Origin of the sequence: Amycolatopsis sp. CA-230715, assembly GCF_018736145.1 — a bacterium.
In the GTDB taxonomy this organism is placed as follows: domain Bacteria; phylum Actinomycetota; class Actinomycetes; order Mycobacteriales; family Pseudonocardiaceae; genus Amycolatopsis.
On record NZ_CP059997.1, the window covers coordinates 2,668,572 to 2,687,315 of the forward strand.

The 18,744-nt window shown below is 67.3% G+C and carries 22 protein-coding genes, 1 tRNA gene and 1 other RNA gene; 13 read left to right on the forward strand and 11 right to left on the reverse strand.

Features of this window, described 5'->3' with window-relative positions; translation table 11 throughout:
• The first annotated feature begins 78 nt into the window (after nucleotides 1-78).
• Nucleotides 79-867 carry an IclR family transcriptional regulator gene (locus HUW46_RS12230; protein WP_215547398.1) on the forward strand — a complete coding sequence of 263 codons (789 nt, stop codon included), beginning with the start codon at nucleotides 79-81 and terminating at the stop codon, nucleotides 865-867.
• Here the strand turns inward: HUW46_RS12230 and HUW46_RS12235 are convergent.
• From HUW46_RS12235 to HUW46_RS12245, 3 genes are all read right to left on the reverse strand, one after another.
• A complete protein-coding gene (locus tag HUW46_RS12235; RefSeq protein WP_442860928.1) occupies nucleotides 855-1,895 on the reverse strand; it encodes a fatty acid desaturase family protein in 1,041 nt (346 codons plus the stop codon). The two genes, HUW46_RS12230 and HUW46_RS12235, sit on opposite strands and share 13 nt — an antisense overlap.
• Before the next feature lie 112 nt (nucleotides 1,896-2,007).
• Entirely contained in the window at nucleotides 2,008-2,211 is a 204-nt protein-coding gene (locus tag HUW46_RS12240; RefSeq protein ID WP_215547399.1) for a cold-shock protein, read from the reverse strand.
• 221 nt (nucleotides 2,212-2,432) lie between these two features.
• Nucleotides 2,433-2,654, reverse strand: coding sequence for a hypothetical protein (locus HUW46_RS12245; protein ID WP_215550543.1), 222 nt, complete (start codon nucleotides 2,652-2,654; stop codon nucleotides 2,433-2,435).
• Between the two features lie 297 nt (nucleotides 2,655-2,951).
• Between HUW46_RS12245 and HUW46_RS12250 the strand changes: the two genes are divergently transcribed.
• A complete protein-coding gene (locus tag HUW46_RS12250; protein WP_215547400.1) occupies nucleotides 2,952-4,235 on the forward strand; it encodes an MFS transporter in 1,284 nt (427 codons plus the stop codon).
• Nucleotides 4,236-4,278: 43 nt separating this feature from the next.
• Here HUW46_RS12250 and HUW46_RS12255 read toward each other — a convergent pair whose 3' ends face one another.
• Nucleotides 4,279-4,575, reverse strand: coding sequence for a hypothetical protein (locus tag HUW46_RS12255; protein WP_215547401.1), 297 nt, complete (start codon nucleotides 4,573-4,575; stop codon nucleotides 4,279-4,281).
• Between the two features lie 184 nt (nucleotides 4,576-4,759).
• Here HUW46_RS12255 and HUW46_RS12260 point away from each other — a divergent pair, with 184 nt between their 5' ends.
• The 5 genes from HUW46_RS12260 to HUW46_RS12280 all read left to right on the forward strand — a co-directional run bounded on the left by HUW46_RS12260 (nucleotide 4,760) and on the right by HUW46_RS12280 (nucleotide 7,793).
• Nucleotides 4,760-5,302 carry a hypothetical protein gene (locus HUW46_RS12260; RefSeq protein WP_215550544.1) on the forward strand — a complete coding sequence of 181 codons (543 nt, stop codon included), beginning with the start codon at nucleotides 4,760-4,762 and terminating at the stop codon, nucleotides 5,300-5,302.
• 178 nt (nucleotides 5,303-5,480) lie between these two features.
• The gene (locus HUW46_RS12265) at nucleotides 5,481-5,717 is read left to right on the forward strand and encodes a hypothetical protein (protein WP_215547402.1); all 237 of its coding nucleotides are present in this window, start codon (nucleotides 5,481-5,483) and stop codon (nucleotides 5,715-5,717) included.
• Nucleotides 5,718-5,722: 5 nt separating this feature from the next.
• On the forward strand, nucleotides 5,723-6,259 hold the full coding sequence (locus HUW46_RS12270; RefSeq protein ID WP_331477336.1) for a DUF6879 family protein: 537 nt from the start codon (nucleotides 5,723-5,725) through the stop codon (nucleotides 6,257-6,259).
• Complete coding sequence (locus HUW46_RS12275) at nucleotides 6,234-7,103, forward strand: helix-turn-helix domain-containing protein (protein ID WP_215547403.1); 870 nt, start codon at nucleotides 6,234-6,236, stop codon at nucleotides 7,101-7,103. The genes HUW46_RS12270 and HUW46_RS12275 overlap by 26 nt, the downstream gene beginning before the upstream one ends.
• An 87-nt stretch (nucleotides 7,104-7,190) precedes the next feature.
• Nucleotides 7,191-7,793: a dTMP kinase gene (locus tag HUW46_RS12280; protein WP_254126095.1), complete on the forward strand. Its 603-nt coding sequence runs from the start codon at nucleotides 7,191-7,193 to the stop codon at nucleotides 7,791-7,793.
• A 638-nt stretch (nucleotides 7,794-8,431) separates the two neighbouring features.
• Here HUW46_RS12280 and ssrA read toward each other — a convergent pair.
• Nucleotides 8,432-8,804: a transfer-messenger RNA gene (ssrA, locus tag HUW46_RS12285) on the reverse strand.
• A 479-nt stretch (nucleotides 8,805-9,283) separates the two neighbouring features.
• Between ssrA and HUW46_RS12290 the strand changes: the two genes are divergently transcribed.
• The 5 genes from HUW46_RS12290 (at nucleotide 9,284) to HUW46_RS12310 (ending at nucleotide 13,466) form a co-directional block, all read left to right on the forward strand.
• Nucleotides 9,284-9,922, forward strand: coding sequence for a sensor domain-containing protein (locus HUW46_RS12290; RefSeq protein ID WP_215547404.1), 639 nt, complete (start codon nucleotides 9,284-9,286; stop codon nucleotides 9,920-9,922).
• Nucleotides 9,919-11,058, forward strand: coding sequence for a sensor histidine kinase (locus HUW46_RS12295; protein WP_215547405.1), 1,140 nt, complete (start codon nucleotides 9,919-9,921; stop codon nucleotides 11,056-11,058). The genes HUW46_RS12290 and HUW46_RS12295 overlap by 4 nt, the downstream gene beginning before the upstream one ends.
• Nucleotides 11,059-11,110: 52 nt before the next feature.
• A complete protein-coding gene (locus HUW46_RS12300) occupies nucleotides 11,111-11,755 on the forward strand; it encodes a response regulator transcription factor (protein WP_215547406.1) in 645 nt (214 codons plus the stop codon).
• A 93-nt stretch (nucleotides 11,756-11,848) separates the two neighbouring features.
• Entirely contained in the window at nucleotides 11,849-12,067 is a 219-nt protein-coding gene (locus HUW46_RS12305; protein WP_215547407.1) for a hypothetical protein, read from the forward strand.
• Nucleotides 12,068-12,161: 94 nt separating this feature from the next.
• Complete coding sequence (locus HUW46_RS12310) at nucleotides 12,162-13,466, forward strand: acyltransferase family protein (RefSeq protein ID WP_215547408.1); 1,305 nt, start codon at nucleotides 12,162-12,164, stop codon at nucleotides 13,464-13,466.
• On the opposite strand, the gene HUW46_RS12315 is transcribed toward HUW46_RS12310, so the two are convergent.
• The 6 genes from HUW46_RS12315 to HUW46_RS12340 all read right to left on the reverse strand — a co-directional run bounded on the left by HUW46_RS12315 (nucleotide 13,456) and on the right by HUW46_RS12340 (nucleotide 18,291).
• Nucleotides 13,456-14,346: an amidohydrolase family protein gene (locus HUW46_RS12315; protein ID WP_215547409.1), complete on the reverse strand. Its 891-nt coding sequence runs from the start codon at nucleotides 14,344-14,346 to the stop codon at nucleotides 13,456-13,458. The genes HUW46_RS12310 and HUW46_RS12315 overlap by 11 nt on opposite strands.
• Nucleotides 14,346-14,825 carry an SsrA-binding protein SmpB gene (gene smpB, locus HUW46_RS12320; protein ID WP_215547410.1) on the reverse strand — a complete coding sequence of 160 codons (480 nt, stop codon included), beginning with the start codon at nucleotides 14,823-14,825 and terminating at the stop codon, nucleotides 14,346-14,348. The genes HUW46_RS12315 and smpB overlap by 1 nt, the downstream gene beginning before the upstream one ends.
• Before the next feature lie 39 nt (nucleotides 14,826-14,864).
• Nucleotides 14,865-15,761 (reverse strand): permease-like cell division protein FtsX, encoded by an 897-nt coding sequence (gene ftsX, locus HUW46_RS12325; protein ID WP_215547411.1) that lies wholly within the window; start codon nucleotides 15,759-15,761, stop codon nucleotides 14,865-14,867.
• Between the two features lie 53 nt (nucleotides 15,762-15,814).
• Nucleotides 15,815-16,504 carry a cell division ATP-binding protein FtsE gene (gene ftsE / locus HUW46_RS12330; protein WP_215547412.1) on the reverse strand — a complete coding sequence of 230 codons (690 nt, stop codon included), beginning with the start codon at nucleotides 16,502-16,504 and terminating at the stop codon, nucleotides 15,815-15,817.
• Between the two features lie 96 nt (nucleotides 16,505-16,600).
• Nucleotides 16,601-17,704, reverse strand: a complete 1,104-nt coding sequence (gene prfB / locus HUW46_RS12335) for a peptide chain release factor 2 (protein ID WP_215547413.1) — start codon at nucleotides 17,702-17,704, stop codon at nucleotides 16,601-16,603.
• Nucleotides 17,705-17,790: 86 nt separating this feature from the next.
• The gene (locus HUW46_RS12340; protein ID WP_215547414.1) at nucleotides 17,791-18,291 is read right to left on the reverse strand and encodes a PadR family transcriptional regulator; all 501 of its coding nucleotides are present in this window, start codon (nucleotides 18,289-18,291) and stop codon (nucleotides 17,791-17,793) included.
• Nucleotides 18,292-18,582: 291 nt separating this feature from the next.
• Between HUW46_RS12340 and HUW46_RS12345 the strand changes: the two genes are divergently transcribed.
• A tRNA-Met gene (locus tag HUW46_RS12345) sits at nucleotides 18,583-18,656 on the forward strand.
• Nucleotides 18,657-18,744 lie beyond the last annotated feature (88 nt).

Genomic DNA, 18,744 nt, shown 5'->3' on the forward strand with positions numbered 1-18,744 from the left:
CATTGGACATCGGGCCGCGGCCGGGCATCATCGACGATCGAGTGGTTATGTCTGGGATACCAGACGCAAGGAGGCGAGATGGGTGCCAGCACGGACGTGCCCGCGCTCAAGCGGGGCCTGGCGATCCTGCGCGCGCTGGCCGGGCGGGCGGGCCCGGTGACCGCCGCCGCGATCGCGCGCGAACTGGGGCTCCCCCGGTCGACGACCTACCACCTGCTCGGCGAACTGGAGGCGGCCGGTTTCGTCGTCCACCTCGCCGCCGAACGCCGGTACGGCCTCGGCATCGCCGCGTTCGAACTCGGCTCCGCGTACCTGCGCCACGACCCGTTGGAACGGCTCGCCGGTCCGTTGCTGCGCAAGCTCGTCGACCGGGCCGGGCACACCGCGCACCTCGGCGTGCTGCACGGCAACGAGTCGCTGTACCTGATCAAGGAGCGCCCCGCGCGCCCGGAAACGCTGGTCACCGACGTCGGGGTGCGGTTACCCGCGCACCTCACCGCGTCGGGCCGGGCCATGCTGGCGCACCTGCCCGCCGCGCACGTGCGCGCGCTGTTCCCGTCCGCGGCCACCTTCGTCACCCGGACCGACCGGGGCCCGCGCGGGCTCGCCGCGCTCCGGTACACCCTCAACGCCGAGCGCAGGCTGGGCTGGGCCGTCGAGGACGGGCACGTCACGCCGGGGTTCGCCTCGGTCGCGCACCCGGTGTTCGACCACGGCGGGCGGCCGATGGCCGCGATCAGCGTGACGATCCGCCACCACTGCCCCACCGAACCGGAGGTGTGCGGGCAGACCTGGCCGGACCTCGCCGACCAGGCACGCGCCGCGGCCGCGGAGCTGACGCTGCGGATCGGCGGTCAGCCCGGCTGACCCACCCGGAGTGGCCTGCTCGATTCGTGGAGGTGTTTCAGCACTTCATAATACGAACGGATCGCACTCGTTTCGTAGTATGAAATACCGTGTTCGCGGCAGAAATCGCGGACCACGTGCTGCGCGTGCTTGAGGTTGCACCGCGGCATGCTGGGGAAAAGGTGGTGTTCGATCTGGTAGTTCAACCCGCCGAGCAGGAAGTCGGCGATCACCCCGCCGCGAATGTTGCGTGAGGTAAGTACTTGACGGCGCAGGAAGTCGATTTTCTCTTCCCGCGCGAAAATCGGCATGCCCTTGTGGTTGGGCGCGAATGAACATCCCATGTAGAAACCGAAAACGGCCTGCTGCACGGCCAGGAACGCGAGCGCCTTCATCGGCGACAACAGCAGGAACGCGGTGCCGACCACGGTCACGACGTGGATCGCGAGCAGGACCACTTCCAGCCACTTCGCCTTGGTGACCTTGCCGCGCACCAGCGCTTCCACGCTCGACGCGTGCAGGTTCAGGCCTTCGAGCAGGAGCAGCGGGAAGAACAGGATCGCCTGGTAGCGCGTGACGAACCGGCTGACCCAGTTGCGCGGCATGTGATGCGCCTGCTCTTCGCTGAACACGAGCACCTCGACGCTGATGTCGGGGTCGAGCTCCTCCTGGTTCGGGTGCGCGTGGTGCCTGGTGTGCTTGTCGATCCACCAGCCCCAGCTCAGCCCGACGAACAGGTTGCCGAACACGAGGCCGATCACCGAGCTCGACTTGCGCGAGGTGAAGATCTGGCGGTGGCCCGCGTCGTGCCCGATCATCGCGACCTGGGTGAACATGAACCCGAGGAAGGCCGCGACCAGCAGCTGCCACCACGAGTCGCCGACGAGGAACAGTGCCGCCCAGCCCGCCGCGAACGCCAGCAAGGTCAAGGTCATCTTCGCGAAGTAGTACCCGTAGCGCCGTTCGAGGAGCCCCGACTGGCGCATCAACTTCATCAGGTGGGTGTAGTCACCGCGCACGGTGACGCCTGTCGCGTCCGACAAGGACACTCCTTTGTAGACACTGGTACTCGGAAGCCGTGGTGGGTCGAACGCTCAGCGGGGTTCGGGTGGTACGACGAGGCCCGGCCACGACACTGCGTGACCGGGCCCGTCGAAAGGATCAGATGACGCTGACACCGGAGGCCTGCGGCCCCTTGTTGCCCTGCGTGACCTCGTACTGCACGCGCTGGTTCTCCTCGAGGCTCTTGAAGCCGGTGCCCTGGATTTCCGAGTAGTGCACGAAAACGTCGTTGCTGCCGTCCTCGGGCGCGATGAAGCCGAAGCCCTTCTCGGCGTTGAACCACTTAACGGTGCCCTGTGCCATGGTGTTCTCTCCTCAACAGCTTTCTTCCGAAATCGGCAACGCTGCCGCGATGCCAGGCCGGCCGCACCACGGGGCTTTGTCCGTCAGGAAACCGGAGAAAAGACACGCGCACAGTGTGTATTGCGCACAGAGCATTTGCGAGCGTGCCAACACGAACACAAAAACTTCCGACCGGCACCAGTCAACCACAGGTCATCGGAAAGGGATAGAGCGCGCCCGGGTCAGGATCCGATTTCCGCCTCGTGGGGTCCGCGCGCGCCGGTCAAGCCCAGCATGGCGAGCAGTTCCGCGCACTCGGCGGCGTCGGCGGCGTGCCCGGCGACGGTGATCATGGCTCTGTCGTGCTGCTGGTCGAGCCTGGCCGCTTCCTCGGCCTTGATGCCCGCCATCCGTCCGGTGTGCTCGATCTCCTGGGTGTGGCCGCCGTGCCTTGCCAAGGTCATCTGGCACCTGCTTCCGGCCCCGTGCCGCCCGTCCGAGCGCCGGCGGAGCCTCGAAGGGGATCCACACCCGGCTGCGGTGGCGCGGAGGTGGACCGCCGGCGGACGACGTTGAACCTCCGCGCGGCACCATCAGCATGACACCTCACCCGCGGTCACCGACCCCGGGCGTGAAAAACCGGTTGCGCACCCGGCTACGATGCCACTGTCCGTAGTCATCGGCCGAGAATCCGGAGGTTCCCATGAGGTACGTCGCCAGCACCTTCGCGACCGCTACCCCTGCGAACCACAGGACCTCTCGTGACCAACTCACCGGGCGTCGCCGATGACGCCAGGAAACGACTACTCCCCGATCTGACCCCGTGGCGGGAGTCCCCCGGCTTCCGCCGCCTCTGGTGGTCCGGCGGGATCAGCGGGCTTGGCTCCGTCTTCGCGCTTGTCGCCTTGCCGCTGCAGATCAAGGAACTCACCGGCTCGCCGTTCGCGGTCGGCGCGATCGGGATCGCCGAGCTCGTGCCGACCATCGTGTTCGCGCTCTACGGCGGCGCGCTCGCCGACGCCGTCGACCGGCGGAAGATGGCGCTGGGCACCGAACTCGCGCTCGGTGTCCTGTCGCTGCTCCTGCTGGCGAACTCACTTCTCGACCGGCCGATGCTGTGGCCGCTGTACGCCGTCGCCGCCTGCGTGGCCGCGTTGCAAGGTCTGCAACAGCCATCGATGGAGGCGATGCTGCCGAGGCTGGTGCACCCCGACCAGCTGACCGCGGCGATCGCGCTCTCGTCGATGCGCATGACGGCGGCCGTCCTCATCGGACCGGCCGCGGCGGGCTTCGTCGTCGCGGGCGCCGGCATCCCGGTGTCCTACGGCGTCGACGTGGCGAGCTTCGCGATCTCGGCGCTGCTGCTGACCGGGATACGACCGCTGCCACCCGCCGGTGACGTCGAAAAGGCTTCGCTGCGCGGTATCGGCGAAGGCATCCGGTACGCGCTGCGCAGGCGCGAGCTGCTCGGCAGCTACTGCACCGACATGGCGGCGACGCTGCTGGCGCTGCCGATCGCGCTCTACCCGTTCCTCGCCGACGAGCTGCACGCGCGCTGGGCGCTCGGGCTGCTCTACTCGGCGACCGGCGTCGGCGGCCTGATCGCGTCGCTCACCAGCGGCTGGGCCTCGCGCGTGCACCACCACGGCAGGCTCGTGCTGCTCGGCTCGTTCGTGCTCGGCGCCTGCATGATCGGCGTCGGGTTCGCGCACCAGCTGTGGCTCGTGCTGCTGTTGCTGGTGGTCGGCGGCATGGGCCACTTCGTCGGCGACCTGTTCCGCGGCACCCTGTGGAACGGGTCGGTGCCGGACCGCCTCCGCGGCAGGCTCGCCGGGATCGAGCTGCTGATCGGCGCGTCCGGCCCGCAGCTCGGGGACATCAGGGCGGGCTCGGTCGGGGCGAGGTTCGGTGTGCGCGCGTCGATCTGGACCGGCGGCGTGCTGTGCGTCGCCGTCGCGGGCACGCTCGCCGCGACGCTGCCGTCGTTGTGGCGCTACGACGCGCGGACTGATCCGCACGCCGCCGCCCGGCGCGCCGAAGCGTGACTTCGGGCCCCGATGCGGCATCCGTCCGCATCGGGGCCAGGGGTCACTTGGGTTCCTTCAGCTTCGCGACCTCGTCGGCGAGCTTCTTCACTTGCTCGATGAGCTGCCCCATCGCCGTGTTGGTCTGGCTGGCGTTCAGGTCAATCCACTGCAGCAGCTCGGCGGCCGAGAACCGGTTCTCCGGCACCACCTTCGACTGGATCGGCTCGCTGAGCGGAATGAGGTCGCGCAGCACGCGCCCCCCGGACTTCCCGCGCTCGCGGAAGGGGACGGACAGGTCCTCGCGGATGTCGTTGATGCCGGCGAACACCGCCGACTGCTGATCGGGTGACAGGGCCATCGGAGTTCCTCCACAGTGGACACGGTGCCTGCGTACGGGCCGCCGGTGTCCACCCTGTCCGCCCGTCGGCCGATCCGGTACCACCACCGAGACGTCCGATCGGACCGCCCGAACCGCCCGATCGGGCAACGGTTCGCCGGATTCGCCCCACCCCGGCCGTTCGCGGGCGGTACGCTCCGCCGCGATGACTCCTCACGGATGGCCACCACAGCAGCCTGCTTCCGGCCCCGCGAACCTGGCCACCCTGGCCCCGTTCGCCGCCTACGCCTGCGCCGCGGGCCTCGCGATCTCGGCCACCGTCAAAATCATCACCGACGGCACGCTCGGCGCACTGTTCGTCCTGCCCGCCGCGGTGCTACTGGTCCTCGCGGGCCTGCGCCTGCAAAAACGCGAAACCCCCGCCGTGAAACTCGCCGCCATCGCAGGCAGCGCGCACATCCTGCTGTACCTGCTGATGGTCGCCCTGGACGAACTGATCGGCAAGCGCTACTTCCGCCTCGGCCTGACCGGCCCGTGCATCACCCTCATGGGCTTAGCGGGCGCCGCCGCGATCCTCTACGTCGCCATCCCGCTACTCCGCTCCGGCGCCCTGCGCGCACCCGCCCCGAAACAACCGCAGTTCCCGCAACAGGGCTACCCGCAACAGCCGTACCCGGCGCAGGGCTTTCCGCAGCAAGGGTTCCCGCCGCAACCACCCCACCAAGGCGGCTACCCACCCCAGCGCTGATCCCACAGAACTCGGGCCCGTAGCGCGGTCCGTCGGAGAAAAGCCATCTTCACCTCGCCCACCCCGCGCCGTCGAGAATCCGTGCTCACTCTTCCGGGGACGGCAGGCGTTGACGGATGACGGCCCCTCCCTCACTCTGGTCGAGAAGATTTCGCCAAGTTCGAGCAAGGAGAGACCCGTGCGTGCCAAATTTCTGGGCAAGGACCCTGAATCGCTCCAGGGTGACTCGCCAACGTTGTTCGCTACCGATCGGACCGATCGCACGACCTACATCGCCCAGGGTTGGAAGGTGACCGATCCGCAAGTGCTCGCCGACGTAGGGCCGGTGCCCGATCACGAAACCTTGATCGAAATCCCGGAAGACGTGCTGACGTTCTACGCCCGCCGCTACCAGCAGAAGGAGGGAGACAACTGACCTTCATCGAACCCGGGCCCGACTTCGCCCAACTCTTCCGCACGTTCGAGCACACGGCGTTCCGGCTGGAAACACGCGACCGGTACAACTCACCGCGCGAGGCGGAGTCGTTTCGCAAGTTCGTGGCCGGAGAACACGACGACCTGCTGTGGTTCCGGGACTGGTTGACCATGGTCCGCGAAGCCACGACCGAAGGGCGCCTGTTCTCGCGGGTACGAGTGGTGAGTGTTCCGTTCTCCGACTACACCCGATTCAGCCTGTGGGCGTCCCGTCTTACGAACGAAGCAGGCGACGACATCCGCTATCTCGTCCGTGACCAGGCCGAAGCCGTCGGGCTGCCGAAGCAGGACTACTGGCTCTTCGACTCGCGCAAGCTGGCCGTGCTGCACTTCGGTGAGGACGACCGTCTCCTCGGGGCAGAGGTCGTGGAGGACCCGGCAGCTATCGTTGAACACAACTACTGGCGTGATGTCGCCCGACACCACGCGATTCGACGGGACGACTTTGTCAGCGAACATGAAGAGCGGGATCACGGGAGTTGATGAAGCTCGCAGCGCGCTTGGCAAACGACTTCGCGAGCTACGCCGGGGAGCCAACCTCTCGGGCAAAGAACTCGCGGAGTCGTTGTCGTGGCCTGCCTCGAAAATCTCCAAGATCGAGAACGGCAAGCAGACACCGACCGACGACGACCTCCGTGCGTGGGCGAGTAAGACCAACGCTGAGCACGAGGTAGACGGCTTGCTCGCCGCCCTCCACACACTGGAGTTGCAGCACGCCGAATGGAGCCACCTCCTGAAGGCGGGAATGCAGTCTCATCAAGGCTCGCTCGCACAGCAGGACGAGAAGACGAAGCTATACCGCGGCTTCGAGAACACCGTCGTCCCCGGGCTCATCCAGACACCCGACTACGCCAGCGCGCTCTTCGCCCGTTTTTCCTTGCTGCACAAGGTTCCGAACGACGTCAACGAGGCTGTCAAGAGTCGGATGCAGCGCCAGGAAATGCTGTACCAACAGGACAAGCGCTTCCACTTCATCCTGACCGAAGCAGCTCTTCGCTACCGTCTCGTGTCCACCGACGTGATGCTGGCCCAGCTCGACCGACTCATGGCTCTGTCCGCGATGAGGAACGTGCGGCTCGGAGTGATCGGCTTCAAGACGAAGTACGTCATCGACCCGCGCCACGGCTTTTGGCTCCTCGACAACGATCTCGTGCGTATCGAGACCTACTCGGCCGAGCTGAACCTCCGACAGCCCCAAGAAATCGAGCTGTACAACGACGTCTTCGAACAGCTCGCCGCAGTCGCCAGCTACGGCGGCGCAGCCCGGACGATCATCACCAGCGTTATGGATGATCTGGCCTCAGAGTCCGAAGATGCTGGCTCGTAGTTTCGCCCGGCCCTCCACTCAGACTATTTCGAGAAATACTAAGAAATTTTCTAGGCGAAGCGTGACAGTCTGCTTATTCTCCAGCATGTGAGCCAAATTGACCGCCCGCCAGAGCGCCTCTCGGACCGTGAGCGCGCTCGATTCGTCAGCGTCGACGGGCCAAGCAGCGCGGAAACGACGACAACCGTTCGTCACCTGGCCCAGGTCCTGGTGGCTCGCGGCGAAAACGTCCATGTCACCGCGGAACCATCCGATGACCCGATCGGAAAGCTGGCGTCGGAGTTGACCGAGACGGTGACCGGCCACGCCCTCGCCTGCTTGTACGCGGCGGACCGTTACCACCATGCGGAAACCAACATCCTGCCGCGCCTGAAGACCGGGCACATCGTGATCTCCGACCGCTACCTGACGTCCAGCCTGGTGAGCCAACTCTTCGGCGGCGTCGACCCGATTTTCCTTTGGCAGCTCAACGAAGAAGCCGAACGACCAGACCTGACCGTCATCCTCGAAACCAGCGCGCCCGGCAGTACCCCCACCGAAGCCGAGCACTACCGGCGGGCCGCCGACTGGCTTGTCGAAGCGGGCTTCGATGTTCTCCGGATCGACTGCGACAAACACTCTCCCGAGCAATCCGCAGCACTCATTCGCGACCAACTGACCACTGGTGACCTATCGGACGCGGACGCGTGAGCCCGCCGCCCGCCGAATGCTACGACGATGCCTGGTGGGACTCCCACGACCGCGGCACCCGCGACCGCCCGCGACCGGGGACACGCGTACGCATCACCGAACCCGGGCGCTACTACGGCCTCCAAGGCACCGTGACCTTCTATGAAGGACAGTGGAACAGCAGCACCTTTCCGGTGCGGATCGCATCCACCGGCATAACCATGCTGTTCACGTGCGCCTGCACGGAGGAACTAACACCCCGCGAACGCGGGGAACACAGCGCCGCCAGGCCCTAACCGCACCCAGCGCTCGGATCATCCCCACGGATGCGGGGAGCACTGCAGCGTCGCGGTGGTGACCAGCCGCCAGCACGGATCATCCCCGCAGGCGCGGGGAGCACACTTCCTGACCTGGGGCTCCATCGAGCACTTAGCCCATTTTGCATTAGTTTGCTTCCGAGAACGAGGCTCAAGCAAGGCGAGCGAAGCGAAGGCCTACCCGCGCTGGTCCACGCCCACGCGCCCACAGTCACAAGGTGACGAGCACTCGGATGGGGGTCCGGGGGCGAGCCCCGGGCGGGGCGTGGGGGCCGCGCCCCCACAAAAGATGCCGACACAGCTGCGGGGACGAGCGCTCTCCGCGAGCACACGCCCCCGCCGATGTGGAGGTGCCGGGAATCGAACCCGGGTCCTCTGGCGCCTCATCAAGGCTTCTCCGTGCGCAGTCCGCTGTGTCTCTACTCGACCCCGTCGGTCACGCGAACAAGCCGACGTGACGGGCCCAGCCACTGTGAGTTTCCCTGCCGTTCCCCGTGGCCGGGAACGGTGGTAAGCCTTCTAGCTGATGCCGGCGACCGGGTCGAAGGCGAACCCGGGCCGACAGACTCGCTTTGCTACTTAGGCAGCAAGAGCGAAGTCGCGCTGGCTATTGGCCTTGGCGCTTATTGGTTTGCGATGACGCTTGCGGTGGTCTCTCGCCTGCACCGGCACGCTTCCCTTGAGTCAACGTCCAAAGTCGAAACCGTTCACCCCCTGGGTGGTTGTCAGCAACCTGTCCATCATAACGCTCCGGGCAACTCGATTGTTTCCCCATGGCCACCCTGACCGGCGGTTCCCTCAAGACTCGTCCTCGCGGGGCGGGGAGTACCGACGCGGCAGCCTTGAAACCACCCTCGAAGTTCGGATCCAACCCCGCAGGGGCGGGGAGCACGTTTGCTGCGCAGGTGATCGAGCGCGGAGTACGGATCATCCCCGCGGGCACGGGGAGCGCGGCAAAGCCGACCGCGGCTGCACTCCGGGGGCAGGATCATCCCCGCGAGCGCGGGGAGCACACTTCTTGACCTGGGCTTTTACCGGGCCTACAGCCCATTCTCCATCGGTTTGCTTCCGAAAACGACCCGGCCGGCCGGAAGGGTGGGGTTGTCCCTACCAGCCGAATACCCGCAGACACCATGGTCTCACCCGCCCCACCAGCCGAAACTGGATACCGACCAACGGAGAAGGGATCCAGCCATGACATCGACGACCGCGGTCGCGGCCCGCCGCCGCACCACTCCCTCGCTGGGTGGGTCGATGGCCTACCTGCTGCTGAACTTCCCGCTCGGGGTCATGTCGTTCGTCTTCATCGTGGCGTTGACGTCGGCGGGCCTTGGCACCGCGATCGTGTGGATCGGGCTGCCGATCCTGGCGCTGATGGTGCTGACGATCCGCGGCTGGGGCCGCGCCGAGCGGGCGCGCATCTACGCGATGCTCGACGTGGCGATCCCGATGCCCTACCGTCCGCTGCCGCCGGACACGCAGCGTGGCCGGTGGAAGACGCGGCTCAGCGACGTGACGACGTGGCGCGATCTCGCCTACTTCTTCCTGCTGTTCCCGCTGGGCATCTTCGAGTTCGTGCTCGTGGTGACGTTCTGGGCGACGAGCCTGGGGCTGATCGCGCTGCCGATCTACTTCCGCTACCTGCCGGACGGCGCCTACTTCTTCCCCGCGTACAACGTACGGTGGTTCACGGTGGATTCGACGCTGTCGGCGCTGCCGTGGGCGGCGCTGGGCGTGCTCTGCGCCGCGCTGTCGATCGCTCTCACGAAGGGACTCGCCGGGATGCACGTCCGGTTCGCGAAGTCGCTGCTCGGCCCGACGGTGACCGAATGACCGCGGAGCAGGCGACCGCGCCCCCGCTGGTCGTGCCGAGACCCCACCCGGTCAAGACGATCGCGTTCATGGTGGTCAGCCTGGTGTGGCGGATCCTGCAGTTCGTGCTGTGCGTGGTCGGCATCGCGGTCGGCATGGCCACCGTGGTGGTGTGGATCGGGATCCCGATCCTGATCGGCACCACGAGCATGGTCCGTGGTTTCGGCGCGGCCGACCGCAAATGGGCGCGGAAGATGCTCGGCACACCGCTGGAGGACCCGGAAAAGATCACCATCGACAGCTCGCTGCTGCGCCGCTGGCAGTTCCAGCTGACCGACCCGCGCACCTGGCGCGACCTCGCCTACATCGTGGCGACGCTGCCGCTGGCGTGCGTCGAGTTCGCGGTCGGCGTGGCTTCGATCGTGGTGGTGCCGATGGCGCTCTGGGTCGCGCCTTGGCTCGGCTGGGCGCATTCCCAGCTCGCGATGAGCCTGCTCGGCCCGAACCGGACGAAGCGGCTCGAAGTCAAGGCACAGCACCTGCAGGCATCACGGGCCCGCGGTGTGGACGCCGCCGAAGCCGAGCGCAGGCGCATCGAGCGCGACCTCCACGACGGCGCGCAGCAGCGCCTCGTCGCGGTGGCGATGAGCCTGGGGCGGGCGAAGTCGAAGTTCGAACAGGACCCCGAGTCGGTGCGGGAGCTGATCGACGAGGCGCACACGGACGCGAAGCTCGCGGTCTCGGAGCTGCGCGACCTGGCGAGGGGCATCTACCCGGCGGTGCTGGGCGACCGCGGCCTCGACGCGGCGCTTTCCGCGCAGGCGGCGAAGTCGCCGATACACGTGGACGTCCAGGTCGACGTGGAACCGAGGCCACCGGCGGCGGTCGAGACGACGGCGTACTTCATCGTCGGGGAAACGCTGACGAACATCGCGAAGCATTCCGGCGCCACCGAGGCCGGCGTCAAGGTGTGGCGCACCGAGGACATGGTCGTAGTCGAGATCACCGACAACGGGCACGGCGGGGCCGAAGTACGCCCTGGTGGCGGCCTCGCCGGGCTCGCGGACCGCGCGGCGACGATCGACGGCGTGATCACCGTGGTGAGCCCGGAGGGCGGGCCGACGGTCATCAGGGCGGACCTGCCGTGCCAATGGTGACCTCTTCATGAGTGAATAGGGGGCACACTCATGAAGACACCGGGGGGCCGGAATGCGGGTAGTCATCGCGGAGGACGCCGTCCTGCTGCGGGCGGGGGTGATCCGGCTGCTCGCGGACGAGGGCATCGAAACCGCGGCTGCCGTGGACAACGGTGACGATCTGCTCGGCGCCGTCAAGGAGCACCGCCCTGACCTGGCGATCGTCGATGTGCGGATGCCTCCGACGTTCACCGACGAAGGGCTGCGGGCCGCACTGGGGGCGCGCGAAGCGGTACCGGGACTGCCCGTACTCGTGCTGTCGCAGTACGTCGAGGAAAGCTACGCGGTGGAACTGCTTTCCGCGGGCGCGGGCGGGGTCGGCTACCTGTTGAAGGAGCGGGTCGCCGACGTCGCGGACTTCCTGGACGCGGTGCGCAGGGTCGCCGGTGGCGGCACCGCGATCGACCCCGACGTGATCGCCCAGCTGATGGCGCGCGGCCGCAAGAACCCCCTCGACGCGCTGACCGCGCGCGAAACCGAGGTACTCGGCCTGATGGCGCAGGGGCTGTCGAACACCGCGATCGCGAACACGCTCGTCGTCTCGCACGGCGCCGTGGAGAAGCACATCGGCAACATCTTCTCGAAGCTCGGCCTCGAAGCCAGCGCCGAGGAACACCGCCGGGTCCGCGCGGTGCTCACTTACTTAGAGCGCTCGTAGTCGCACACAGTCACCCGATTTGACGGCAGCACAGGTCGGAAAGCTCACCTACGATGGGCGGACGTATCCGCCGATCGGAAAAGAGGGGTGCTGATGACCGAGGCGATCGTGCGCTTCTTCGGTGGCCCCCTCGACGGCAGGGTCCAGGACCTCGGCGAGGCGGAACCGGTGCGCGGCACCGTGATGCGCCACGTCCACCTGCACGACGGCCCGAAGATCGAGACGCACTACGAGCTGGGCTACAGCGCGGAAGCGGGCTGGGAGTACCGCCTGTGCTCGGTGCCCGAGCACGACGACGTGCCCAAGGGGTAGGGCGGGCTCCACCTCTCCACGGGGAGAAACCGGAACACGAAGACGCGGGCCAGCACGGCTGTGGGAAAAGCCCGTTCCGGCCAGGCTTGTCCCCATGCGAGAAAGCCTCCAGAAGCCAGCCAGGGACAGGTTCCTCGACGTCGTTCGCGCGCTCGCGATCCTCGCCGTCGTCGTGCAGCACTGGCTGATGCCTGTGCTGTCCTATTCGGATGGTCACCTGGCCACGGGCAACGCGCTCGCCACGCCGGGGTGGTGGATCCTCACCTGGCTGTCCCAGGTCATGCCGCTGGTCTTCTTCGCGGGCGGCGCCGCCAACCTGTACTCCCTGCGTTCCGCACCGTCCACACGGGACTGGCTGGCGGCGAGGGTGCGGCGGCTGCTGGTGCCGGTGCTGCCGCTCATCGCGGCCTGGTTGCTGCTGCCCGGTTTGCTGAGCGAGCTCGGCGTGGCGGAGCAGCCGCTGCAGGTGGCGGGCTCGATCGCCGCGCAGCTGCTGTGGTTCCTCGCGGTGTACTTCGTGACCGTGCTCGTGACGCCGCTGATGGTGGCGGCGCACCGGCGATGGGGCCTGAAGGTGCCCGTGGTGTTCGGCGTGCTCGCGCTGCTCATCGACGTCGCCAGGTTCAACGACTTCGGCCTGCTCGGCTACGCCAACGCGCTGTTCATCTGGCTCGCCGTGCACCAGCTCGGTTTCCATTACGTGGACGGGAAACTCGGCACGCTCGGCCGGAACAAGGCGCTCGCGCTATCGGCCGCGGGCTTCGGGATCACCGCGCTGATGGTCGCGTTCGGACCGTACCCGGGCAGCATGATCGGCATGCCCGGCGCGCCGGTGTCCAACATGGGCCCGCCCACCGCGCTGCTCGGGTTCGTCGCGCTCGGCCAGATCGGCCTGCTGCTCGCCGCGAAGGGCGCGCTGAACCGGGTCGCCGCCCGTCCGCCGGTGGCCGCGGCGCTGCGCTGGATCGGCCCGCGGTTCATGACCGTCTACCTGTGGCACATGCAGGCGCTGACCGTGGTCGCGGGTATTACCGTGCTCGGACTCGGCTACGAGACGCCGGAACCGGGCAGCACGCTGTGGTTCGCGATGGCGCCGATGTGGTTCGTCCTCGCCGCGCTGGTGCTGAGCGCGCTGCTGCGGGTGTTCGGCCGCTTCGAGACCCGAGCCCCCGGCGGCACCGTCACGGCGCCGATCTGGCAGCTCTCAGTGGCCGCGCTGCTGGCATCGGGAGGCATGCTCGGGCTCGCCGCGAACGGCTTCGCTCCCCCGGCGGGCACCGGCCTGTTCGGCGGCCCGCTGCCCTGGGTTGCGCTGACCGCGGGCGCCTACCTGCTCTCCGGCAAGCGGCTGCCGGAACTCCGCGTCCGGCCGGTGCTGGCGCAGCGCGTCAAAGCCTGAGCAGCGCGCGCCCGGTCTCGGAGAGCACGGCGCGCAGGAACGGTTCACCGAGGCGATCGTCGGCAGCCCAGCCGGCGATCGCCTCGAGCTGCGTCGCGTAACTGTAAGGAATGTTGGGAAAATCGGTGCCGAGCACCACCCGGTCGGCGATGTCCGCGATCCGCGCCGACCAGTCCGGCGGCACCGGCATCATCTTCTCCGTGAACGGAACGCCGACCATGGTGGTGTCGAGGTACACCCTCGGATAGCGCGCCACCAGGTCGAGCGCCTCGTCGTACTCGGGCATCCCGGCGTGCGCCAGCACGAGCGTGAGCCGCGGGTGCCGGACGAGCACCTGCTCGATGACGTCGAGCCCGGTGTGCTCGCCCTGCAACGGCCCGTGTCCACAGTGGACGACCGAGGGCACGCCCGCGTCGGCTATCGCGCCCCACGCGTCGTCCAGCAGTTCGTCGCGCGGGTCGTACGCGCCGACCTGCACGTGTGCCTTGAAGCACCGCGCATCCGCGCGCAGCGCTTCCTCCACATAGGACGCCGCGCCGGGCTCGGGGTAGAGCGTGGCGGTGCGAACGGCCTCCGGCACCCCGTCGGCGAACTCGCGCACCCAGCCGTTGAGCCACTCGGCCATCCCCGGCTTGTGCGGGTACACCAGCGGCGCGAACGTCGTGACACCCAGCGCGCGCAACGTCTCGACGCGTTCGTCCTGCGGAGTCCGGTACTGCACCGGCCATTCGACGCCGTAGTGCGTCTCGGCCTCGTCGAAGTAGGCCCACACCTTGCGCAGCACGGGCTCGGGCAGGAAGTGGACGTGCAGATCGACCAGCCCGTCGATCCCCAGCGAGGACACCCACGCCGGGACGTCCTCGTCCGAGCCGGGCGCCATCAGTCGAACTTGCCCTTCAGCGCCCTGCCCATCGCGCGCGAGATTTCCCGGTCGGAATCCCGTTTCGCGAGGCTTTGCCGCTTGTCGTAGGCCTTCTTGCCCTTCGCCAGCGCGATCTCGACCTTGACCTTGCCGTCCTTGAAGTACATCGACAGCGGGACCAGGCTCAGCCCGCTCTCCTTGGTCTTCCCGATCAGCCGCTCGATCTCCCTGCGGTGCAGGAGGAGCTTGCGAGTGCGGCGCGGCATGTGGTTCGTCCAGGTGCCCTGCACGTACTCCGGGATGTGCACGTTGCGCAGGAAGACCTCGCCGTCGTCGACGGTCGCGAACGCGTCCGCGAGCGAGGCCTTCCCTTCCCGCAGGCTCTTCACCTCGGTGCCCACGAGCACGAGCCCGGCTTCGTAGGTGTCCAGGATGGAGTAGTCGTGCCGCGCTCTGCGGTTCGACACGATCACCTTCTGGCCACGTTCCTTGGGCATGTCTCGACTCTACGTGACTTTCCGCAGGTGGGCAGGTGATTAATTGCGCACGTACAGCCGCAGCGTCAGGTACCCGGTGATAGCCGAGATGACCACGGAGGCCCCGATCAGCACCGGCGCCACCGGGAACAGGATGTCGATCAGCTCGACCTTCGGCAGCGGCGGGATCTTCTCGAGGATCCCGTCGAGGAAGACGTACTTGAGCCCGATCAGCCCGCCGACCGACAGGATCGCACCGGCAAGGCCGGCGACCACCGCCTCCAGCAGGAACGGCAGCTGCGTGTACCAGCGCGTCGCACCGACCAGCCGCATGATGCCGACCTCGGTGCGCCGCGTGAACGCGGAAACCTGGATCGTGTTCGAGATCAGCATCAACGCGGCGAGCAGCAGCACCACGAACACCACGAAGGTGATGTTGCGGCCCGCGTTGAGCACGCTGAAGAAGCGGTCGAGGAACTCGCTCTGGTCGTCGACCCTGTCCACGCCCGGTTTGCCGGAGTACTGCTTGACCAGCAGCTCGCTGCGGGTGGGGTCCTTGAGCTTGACCTTCAGCGACGCGGGCAGCGAACCGGGCGTCGCCAGCTCGACCAGTTCCGGCTGGCTGGCGAAGATCTCCTTGAAGCGCTCATACGCCTTGTCGCGGTCCTCGAAGACCACCGACTCCACCAGCGGGTTGTCGCCGAGCTCCTGCCGCATCTGCTGGCAGACCGGGCCGCTGCAGTCCTTGTCGCTGGCGCTGATGTCGGAGGTGAAGTAGACGCTCACCTCGATGTCGGCCATGTAGCGCTGCTGCATCTTGTCGATCGACCCGACGATGATCAGGCCACCGCCCAGCATGGCAAGCGAGATCGCGGTGGTGATGATCATCGCGATGGTCATCGTGATGTTCCGGCGGAGGCCGGTGATGACCTCGCTGAACACGAAGCTGGCGCGCATCTGCGGTGTCTGTCCTTGAGTCGGGGGCTGGACGGTGAGGGGCGGGGAGGGAGCTAACGGCCTACGCCGTACACACCGCGGGCGTCGTCGCGGATGACCCTGCCGAGCTGCAGTTCGACGACGCGGCGGCGCATCGAGTCCACGATGGAATGGTCGTGGGTGGCCATCAGGACGGTCGTGCCGGTGCGGTTGATCCGCTCCAGCAGCAGCATGATGTCCTGGCTCGTGTCCGGGTCGAGGTTCCCGGTCGGCTCGTCGGCGAGCAGCACCAGCGGCCGGTTCACGAAGGCGCGCGCGATCGCGACGCGCTGCTGCTCACCACCGGAGAGCTCGTTCGGCAGCCGGTCGGCCTTGCCGTCGAGCCCGACGAGTTCGAGCACCTCGGGCACGACCTTGCGGATCGTCGGCTTCGGCTTGCCGATCACCTCGAGCGCGAACGCGACGTTCTCGGCGACCGTCTTGTTGTTCAGCAGCCGGAAGTCCTGGAACACGCAGCCGATGGTCTGGCGCAGGCGGGGGACCCTGCGGCGGGCCATCTTCGCGACGTCGAAATTGGACACGAACACCCGGCCCTTGCTGGGCACCTCTTCGCGCAGCAGCAACCGGAGGAAGGTCGACTTCCCCGATCCCGAGGGACCGATGAGGAAGACGAACTCGCCCTTGTCCACCTCGACCGAAACCCGTTCCAACGCGGGGCGGGTCGAGGTCTTGTAGACCTTGGATACCTCTTCGAGCCGGATCACGGTTCGGCATCCTACTCACCGCGCCCGTTAAGCCGGGGTTGGCGTCCGCCTCAACGCGGTGACAAGTTTTTCACTCCGCCCGGAAATGCCGCTCCCTCAGGCGTTTTCGGTCTGCTTCCGCCAGCGGACGCCCGCCTCGAGGAAACCGTCGATCTCGCCGTCGAGCACCGCGGACGGATTGCCGACCTCGAATTCGGTCCGCAGGTCCTTCACCATCTGGTACGGGTGCAGCACGTAGGACCGCATCTGGTTGCCCCAGCTGGAACCGCCGTCCTTGAGCGCGTTCATCTCGGCGCGCTCCTCCTCCTTCTTCCGCTGGAGGAGCTTGGCCTGCAACACCTTCATCGCCGCGGCCTTGTTCTGCAGCTGCGACTTCTCGTTCTGGCACGAGACCACCACGCCGGTCGGCAGGTGCGTGATGCGCACCGCGGAGTCGGTGGTGTTCACGCTCTGCCCGCCCGGCCCCGACGACCGGTAGACGTCGACGCGGATGTCCTTCTCCGGAATGTCGACGTGGTCGACCTCTTCGACTTCGGGGAGCACCTCGACGTGCGCGAAGGAGGTCTGGCGGCGGTTCTGGTTGTCGAACGGCGAAATGCGCACCAGCCGGTGCGTGCCCTGCTCGACGGAAAGGGTGCCGTACACGTACGGCGCGGTCACCTTGAAGGTGGCGGACTTGATGCCCGCTTCCTCGGCGTAGGAGATGTCGTAGACGTCGGTCGGGTAGCCGTGCCGCTCGGTCCAGCGCAGGTACATGCGCATCAGCATCTCGGCCCAGTCCGCCGCGTCGACGCCGCCCGCCTCGGACCTGATGGTCACCACGGCGTTGCGGTCGTCGTACTCACCGGAGAGCAGCGTGCGGACCTCGAGCGCGTCGACGTCCTTGGCCAGCTGCGCGAGATCGGACTCGGCCTCGGCGAGGCTGCCGCTGTCGCCCTCTTCGGCCGCGAGCTCGTGGAGCACGGCGAGATCGTCGAGGCGCTGCCGGAGATCCGAGACGCGGCGCAGATCACCCTGCCGGTGGGAGAGCTGGCTGGTGACCTTCTGCGCGGTCTCGGGGTTGTCCCACAGGTCCGGCTTGGCCGCCTGCTGCTCGAGCTCGGCGATCTCCGCGCGCAGCGCGTCGAGGTCCATCACCGTCTCGACTTGCGTCAGCTTGCCGGCGACGTCCTTCAGGTCTGCTTCGAAGTCAGCACTCACGCCGGTCAAGGTTACGCCAAGACGGTGGGGCGGTTACGGGTAACCGCCCCACGCGAGCCCGTCACGTCCTGGCGTCCGCTTTCGGATCAGGCCTGCGGGATCGAGTCCAGCAGCTTCAGCGCCGCCTTGGCGTGCGCCTGGCCGAAGTCGGCGACGGCCTTCGCGTACGGGTCCTGCGCCGCCTTCGTCGCGACCTTCGCGTCGTCGAGTTCCTGGGTGTACCGCGTGCGGGCGGCGTCCACGAGCGCGGTGCGCTGCTTCGCGGTCAACGAGCCGGCGTGCACGAGGCGCAGGATCAGCGGGCTGCGAAGGTGGTCGGGGCCGGCCTCACCGGTAAGCCAGCCCTTGAAGGCCTTCTTGCCCGCCGCGGTGATGACGTACTGCTGGCTCGAGCGCGGCCCCTGCTTGCCGAGCCGGACCAGACCTTCTTTGGACAGCGCGGGCAGCTCCCGGTAGACCTGGCTCCTCGTGACGCTGAAGAAGGCGCCGAACTTCTCGTCCGCGCCCGCGACGAGCTGGCCGCCGGTGGCGGGCCCCTCGTGGAGCAGTCCCAACAGTGCTGCGGCGGTTGCATTCAATTCAGACACAAGACCACCGTCCCACTTTTCCCCTCTTCTGTCCACAGTGGTCACCGATTCCGTCCATTGTGGCTAGTACCGGCAGTCCTCTTCGACCACACACCGTGCCCACCACCCCTCATTCGGCCTAACCTTGTCCACAGTAGACACAGTTATTCCCCGCGCCCCAGGCTTACCGACCCAGTCGCCCCCCGATTAATCCCTTAATGAAGAACCCTCACGAACCCCCCGCCGCAGCCTTAAGACCCCCCGCCTCAAACCCGCCAACCCCCATCCCGTAGAGTTCCCCTCACAACACGACGCGGGGTGGAGCAGCTCGGTAGCTCGCTGGGCTCATAACCCAGAGGTCGCAGGTTCAAATCCTGTCCCCGCTACACAGGTGGGAGGCGTGTGTCTGCGGAGAACGCAGACACACGCCTCTTTCGCATTGCACTGGGGGTCGAACCCCCAGACCCCCGCCAA

What these genes read in the sequence shown, in the direction of transcription:
- HUW46_RS12245 (WP_215550543.1), bottom strand. Translation starts at nt 2,654, where the DNA reads ATGACCTTGGCAAGGCACGGCGGCCACACCCAGGAGATCGAGCACACC.
- HUW46_RS12260 (WP_215550544.1), top strand. Translation starts at nt 4,760, where the DNA reads ATGACTCCTCACGGATGGCCACCACAGCAGCCTGCTTCCGGCCCCGCG.
- smpB (WP_215547410.1), bottom strand. Translation starts at nt 14,825, where the DNA reads ATGCCCAAGGAACGTGGCCAGAAGGTGATCGTGTCGAACCGCAGAGCG.
- HUW46_RS12305 (WP_215547407.1), top strand. Translation starts at nt 11,849, where the DNA reads ATGACCGAGGCGATCGTGCGCTTCTTCGGTGGCCCCCTCGACGGCAGG.
- HUW46_RS12255 (WP_215547401.1), bottom strand. Translation starts at nt 4,575, where the DNA reads ATGGCCCTGTCACCCGATCAGCAGTCGGCGGTGTTCGCCGGCATCAAC.
- HUW46_RS12275 (WP_215547403.1), top strand. Translation starts at nt 6,234, where the DNA reads ATGAAGAGCGGGATCACGGGAGTTGATGAAGCTCGCAGCGCGCTTGGC.
- HUW46_RS12240 (WP_215547399.1), bottom strand. Translation starts at nt 2,211, where the DNA reads ATGGCACAGGGCACCGTTAAGTGGTTCAACGCCGAGAAGGGCTTCGGC.
- HUW46_RS12310 (WP_215547408.1), top strand. Translation starts at nt 12,162, where the DNA reads ATGCGAGAAAGCCTCCAGAAGCCAGCCAGGGACAGGTTCCTCGACGTC.
- HUW46_RS12315 (WP_215547409.1), bottom strand. Translation starts at nt 14,346, where the DNA reads ATGGCGCCCGGCTCGGACGAGGACGTCCCGGCGTGGGTGTCCTCGCTG.
- HUW46_RS12290 (WP_215547404.1), top strand. Translation starts at nt 9,284, where the DNA reads ATGACATCGACGACCGCGGTCGCGGCCCGCCGCCGCACCACTCCCTCG.
- HUW46_RS12295 (WP_215547405.1), top strand. Translation starts at nt 9,919, where the DNA reads ATGACCGCGGAGCAGGCGACCGCGCCCCCGCTGGTCGTGCCGAGACCC.
- HUW46_RS12230 (WP_215547398.1), top strand. Translation starts at nt 79, where the DNA reads ATGGGTGCCAGCACGGACGTGCCCGCGCTCAAGCGGGGCCTGGCGATC.
- ftsX (WP_215547411.1), bottom strand. Translation starts at nt 15,761, where the DNA reads ATGCGCGCCAGCTTCGTGTTCAGCGAGGTCATCACCGGCCTCCGCCGG.
- HUW46_RS12300 (WP_215547406.1), top strand. Translation starts at nt 11,111, where the DNA reads ATGCGGGTAGTCATCGCGGAGGACGCCGTCCTGCTGCGGGCGGGGGTG.